Origin of the sequence: Rhizobium favelukesii, assembly GCF_000577275.2 — a bacterium.
GTDB classification, from domain to species: Bacteria; Pseudomonadota; Alphaproteobacteria; order Rhizobiales; family Rhizobiaceae; genus Rhizobium; species Rhizobium favelukesii.
In genome coordinates this window covers 1-4,837 of sequence record NZ_CBYB010000019.1, presented here as the reverse complement: position 1 = coordinate 4,837, position 4,837 = coordinate 1, and the positions used below count along the sequence as shown (strand labels likewise).

At 57.9% G+C, this 4,837-nt stretch carries 4 protein-coding genes and 2 pseudogenes; 2 read left to right on the top strand and 4 right to left on the bottom strand.

Annotated elements, in window-relative coordinates:
* Positions 1-1,007: pseudogene (locus LPU83_RS24910) on the bottom strand (IS66 family transposase); the annotation flags it as partial.
* Positions 1,008-1,115: 108 nt separating this feature from the next.
* Between LPU83_RS24910 and LPU83_RS24905 the strand changes: the two are divergent.
* Positions 1,116-2,130, top strand: a pseudogene (locus LPU83_RS24905) (IS1182 family transposase); the annotation flags it as partial.
* 333 nt (positions 2,131-2,463) lie between these two features.
* On the opposite strand, the gene LPU83_RS73770 reads toward LPU83_RS24905, so the two are convergent.
* From LPU83_RS73770 to LPU83_RS24790, 3 genes are all read right to left on the bottom strand, one after another.
* Entirely contained in the window at positions 2,464-2,679 is a 216-nt protein-coding gene (locus LPU83_RS73770; protein WP_024319194.1) for a hypothetical protein, read from the bottom strand.
* Positions 2,676-2,864: a calcium-binding protein gene (locus LPU83_RS73765; protein ID WP_244656113.1), complete on the bottom strand. Its 189-nt coding sequence runs from the start codon at positions 2,862-2,864 to the stop codon at positions 2,676-2,678. The genes LPU83_RS73770 and LPU83_RS73765 overlap by 4 nt, the downstream gene beginning before the upstream one ends.
* Before the next feature lie 390 nt (positions 2,865-3,254).
* Complete coding sequence (locus tag LPU83_RS24790; RefSeq protein ID WP_024319195.1) at positions 3,255-4,007, bottom strand: carbonic anhydrase; 753 nt, start codon at positions 4,005-4,007, stop codon at positions 3,255-3,257.
* A gap of 302 nt (positions 4,008-4,309) precedes the next feature.
* Between LPU83_RS24790 and LPU83_RS24740 the strand changes: the two genes are divergently transcribed.
* Positions 4,310-4,663, top strand: a complete 354-nt coding sequence (locus tag LPU83_RS24740; RefSeq protein WP_157997296.1) for a hypothetical protein — start codon at positions 4,310-4,312, stop codon at positions 4,661-4,663.
* The last annotated feature ends 174 nt before the right edge of the window (positions 4,664-4,837 follow it).

Here is a 4,837-nt window from a genome sequence, read left to right as displayed (position 1 = left end):
CCAACGCGATGGTCTCGTTGCTGCCGGCCTTGACCTGCTCTTTGACCATGCTCGTATAGGCGCCGTGCCCATCCACCTGGAGAATGCCGTTGAAGCCGCTCAGGTGACGGGCCACACAGCGCCCACCTCTGCTGTCTTCAAATCTATAGGCGACCATTGGTGGCCCTGATCCCCCGAACGGCCGATCATCACGTGCATAGGCCCACAGCCATGCCGTCATTGTTTTTCCCGAACCAGGCACCAGGGTCGGCAATGTCGTTTCGTCGGCAAAGATCCTTTCACCTGCTTTGATTTTCTCCAGGATGTAATCCGCAAGGATCTTGAGCTCGAAGCCGAGATGTCCCATCCATTGAGCCATCAAGGAGCGGCTCAGCGTCACGCTATCGCGCAGGTAGATTGTTTCCTGACGGTAGAGCGGAAGGCCGTCGGCATATTTGGACACGGCGATGTAAGCCAGGAGCCGTTCGCTCGGCAGCCCGGCTTCGATGATATGGCAAGGCGCTAGAGCCTGCAGCACACCGTCACGCCCTCTGAATGCGTATTTAGGCCGGCGGGTAACGATGACGCTCGGATCGGTCTTCGCCAATCAAAACCTTTTCCAGCCCTCGGCATTCTTCGGGGATTTCAGGCTCGATGACCTCCTCAATGCGCTCGAGATAGGCGGCAAAGCCCTTGCGCGGGCGTGCTTCCCGCTTCGGCTTGTCTTTCCGTGACTGGTCGAGCTCGCTGTCGATCGCTGCCAGGCCGGTCTCGACTTTCTCGAACGCAAAGTCGATCTGATCGTCGTTGATCCCCAGTCGCAGCCGTTCCGAGCGCGTGCCTTTCTGAGCCCGCTCAAGCACTTTCACAATCGCAGTGAGAGTGGCTATCCGCTCGTCCGTATCCTTCTTGAGCGCCTCAAGCCGGGTGATCTCCGCTCGGGCAGCGGCGCCTTCTGCGCTCATGGCGACGATCATCGCCTTGAGTGCATCAACGTCGTCAGGAAGGTCCGAAGCAGAGAACGTCATAGCAGGAAGTAGATCACAAGTTGTGATCTTTTCCTAGCGTTTACAGCAACATGCGTCGGATTTCTTGTGGGGATTCAGCCTGTCGAAAGCGGCCTCCTGATTGCGCGCGTCGCCCAGGACATCTTTGATTATATCGTCGAGCAGGCGATCGCCCACAAGCTGGTCGACGGCATGGTGCTCTATACGGATTCGACGCATTTGAAGGCGAATGCCAACAAGGGCAAATACGATCTTCAGATGATCGAGAAGTCGCGCGCCGATTATTGGGCCGATCTTGACCGGGCGATCGAGGCCGAGCGGGCGCTTCACGACCAGAAGCCGCTGAAGCAAAAGGACCGCGAGCCGGAAGTGAACGAAACCAAAGTCTCCCGCACCGACCCTGACGGCGGCTACATGGTGCGCGACGGCAAGCCCGAGGAGCTTCTTCTATCTCGATCACCGCACGGTGGACGGTAAGCTTGCCATCATCACCGATACCCATGTGACGCCTGCCAGTGTGCACGACAGTATCGTCTATCTCGACCGGCTGGACCAGCAGCGTGAGCGGTTCGGCTTCGAGGTCGGGGCGGTTGGCCTGGATGCAGGCTATGCGACGTCCGGCATCGCCAAGGGTCTCGAAGACCGCGCCATCCTCGGGGTCACCGGCTACCGCAATCCGACCCCGCCCAAGCCCGGCATGATGCGCAAGTCGAACTTCGTCTACGAGCCTCAGACAGACGGCTATCGCTGCCCCGAAGGCCAACTGCTCGCCTATGCCACCACCGACCGCAACGGCTACAGACATTACGCATCCGATCCCGCCATCTGCCGCACCTGCCCGCTTCTGGCTTCCTGCACCAGTAACGCCGCGGCGAAACGCACCATCACCCGCCATGTCTGGGCCGATGCCCGCGAGCGTACCGATGCCCACCGGCTGACGCCTTGGGGCAAGGCAATCTACAAGCGCCGCAAGGAGACGGTCGAACGCTCGTTCGCCGACGCAAAGCAGCTTCACGGGCACCGCTATGCCCGCTTCCGACGTCTCACCCGAGTCGCATGCCAATGCCTGTTGGCTGCAGCCGCCCAAAACATCAAGAAGATCGCAATGGCCGTCACGAAAGGCCCGAAACCCGCCATGGCGTGATCGCTCAGGGGCACCGCCGCGAATGGCTCTTAGGCCATACGCCCGTCGGCCTCTGTCTTGCATCTGAAGGCCCACGTCCTTGCAAGAGACCCGAACAGCCTGTACCGCCTCGGATTGCCACTTTCCAAGCGGATCGGTCTACGGCCAGCACTGGCGATCAAGCCGAACCCCGCTGCGCCCGCTGTGCGACGGCCACCGACAAGTAGCGGAGACGAAAGCGCCCGCATGGGTAGAGGGACGCGGGGTTCAGTACGGGCATTCAGGATCAAACGAACGTGAAGTCCCACGCGGTAAATCCCAGGCAAGCCAGGCTGTCCACGCTGAACGCACCGCCTAGGTGGCGAAATCTTGCGCGTTATCGGAGGTGACATAGGCCAGATTCGCGACTCTGGTCATGCGGTCGTAATATTCGTAGACGATAATGTCGCCAGCCGTCTCGCCTGAGATCGCACCCGCGACGGCAGAGGCAGAGGTGAAAGGTTGATCAGTGATCACCACGACGTGCTTGCCGTCCACATCCGAGGCCGCACCGCTGTAGAAGCTGCTCACGGGTAGCCAGACTGGTTGGTGTCGAGGCTCACCGCATCGAAGGCAAACACGAAAGTGTCGTGGTCGGCAACGCCGGTCAGATAATCCCGGCCGTCACCGGCGTAGAGGACATCGTCGCCGGGACCACCGTAGAGCTTGTCATTATCCTCACCGACAGTGCGCGGTTTGTCGGCCGTTGCAACTATCTTCTGTAGCAGCTTTTTCAGCTTGTTGCCGCATAGTCGCCAGCGCCGAAGTTATAAACCATCCATGGTCATCAGATGTTGATGGACTCTAAGGATGAGAGCACCGTCACGGTCCGTGATCTTGGCGCTGTACACCATGATTCCATTATTCCGACTATCAGCGCGAGCTTGTCGACAATGATATGCCGTGCGGCACACCGTATGCCACCGCTTTTCCGCGGACATGACGCTTTGGCTTCAATGGCACCGGCCGTCGGAGAGGCTCGCTTCTCTCCAATTCCGAGCTTCCATCATGGTTGATCCTGTGCCAAAGGCCCAGGGCCAGAGCCTGCCTAAATCGTGCAATCGGCCCCTTTGGGGTGGTCGAAAACGCCACGAGGTCTTCTCGCTTCAGCCGGAGCTCAGGATGTAACGACGATTTGGAGTGAGGGCGGGACGTGCGTTCATTGAATAGAGCGTAATGAACCTCTTGATGTCGGCCGCATCCACCTCGACCGGTTCCTTCGCTATTATCCAGTCGACGATTTCGCTGCAAGGCGGTGTGGTGAGCGATCCCTCATAGGCCCAATACGTGAGCGAGGCGGGCAGCATTTTGCTCGGCTCGACGTCGGGAAGGGCGGTTTCTTCACCGGCGTTTTGGGGGAAGGCCGCAGCCAAGGTGGAGAAAGTCGCGTTGGTGGCTCCCGGAACAAGGAAAACGCCAAGCACGCCCAGAGCACCCGTTTCGGCGTGTTTATGCACGAAATGCGCCTCCATCGGGAAATGCTTGCCTTCGACCAGATGTTCACTCGGAGCATGGAAATGGTACTGCACCAGTTCATAGAACTGATCACCGCGGCGAAGCGTTCCTCCGGGTGCCGCATTCACCTGGATCGTGTGCCCATTATTCAGGATAGTCCCGCCGGTCTTCCAGTCGAGCGCGAGGTCCGGGATGTCGGCTTTGATAGCGCCCCTGATATCGAGGGGCGATTGTTGCGAACCGGACGAGCATGCACGGTTCTCCTCGGTCAAAGATCCCCAGTCTTCTGGACCAGCGTCACCGCCATAGCTCCAATGCACCCCTTCCGCAGCGTAAGCAGTCTTGACGCAAAGCGGGCAAGCAGCAAGCATTGCCAAACGTTTGATGAAGTCACGTCTTTCCATGTTCGTTCCCTTTTAAATGAGACGAGAAAATAGCGCTCGCCTCTCGAAGATTCGTCGTTGTTGGCTTCACAGATAGCCTTTCTACGCCGCAATGGGTGTCGTAGCCTGCCAGGCCTTATGCTCTGACTGGCAACTGGAGAAATCGATTGTTTTGATAGGAGACATCCATGTACCGAATGTTGCCGTGTCCATTTCGCATCAATGCTGGGCAAAGGCTGGCCGCACACGACAGCTCGTAAAACCCGATTGGGGAACACCGTTCGATTTCCAACTCGTCGCATTCCCACCTGCTCATGATCGGAGTGGATTACTCCAGCATTTCGCTGAATCCGCCGCTCTGGGGGCTTATTCAGAAAATGCGCATCTCATTAATGTTCCCGCTGATGGCCTTCTTGATCGTGCGCTATTCGTGGAGAGCCTTGGCTGTCGTCGCCTCAGCGATCGTCAGCACTAAGACCTCGATCATCGTCGGCTTTGACGACAAGGTTTCTTCATCCTTACTGACGAGTTCGATGCTAACTTTTTATTACAGCTATTTTTTTCCTCATCGGGATTTTCCGAGCTTCGCACATGGAGAGGGTGCTGTCGAACTGTTTAGGAAAGTTCCAACGCCGGTGCACCTGCTCGTGTTGGTAGGGTTTTTTCCTCGCGCCTAAGGCGATTGTTGAAGGCAGCTAGCTCCTGGGCGACTTCGCATACGCACTGCTGGCGGCTTACATGGTTGTCTCTTGCATTGCGTCTGCACACGGCTTTTTTTGGAGACACTGGCTTTGCGATGGAGCGGAAGGGTTTCCTATTCGATGTACCTAATTCACGTTCCCATCGTGTTA

Coding starts and splice junctions, on each gene's coding strand:
- LPU83_RS24790 (WP_024319195.1), bottom strand. CDS start 4,007: ATGGAAAGACGTGACTTCATCAAACGTTTGGCAATGCTTGCTGCTTGC.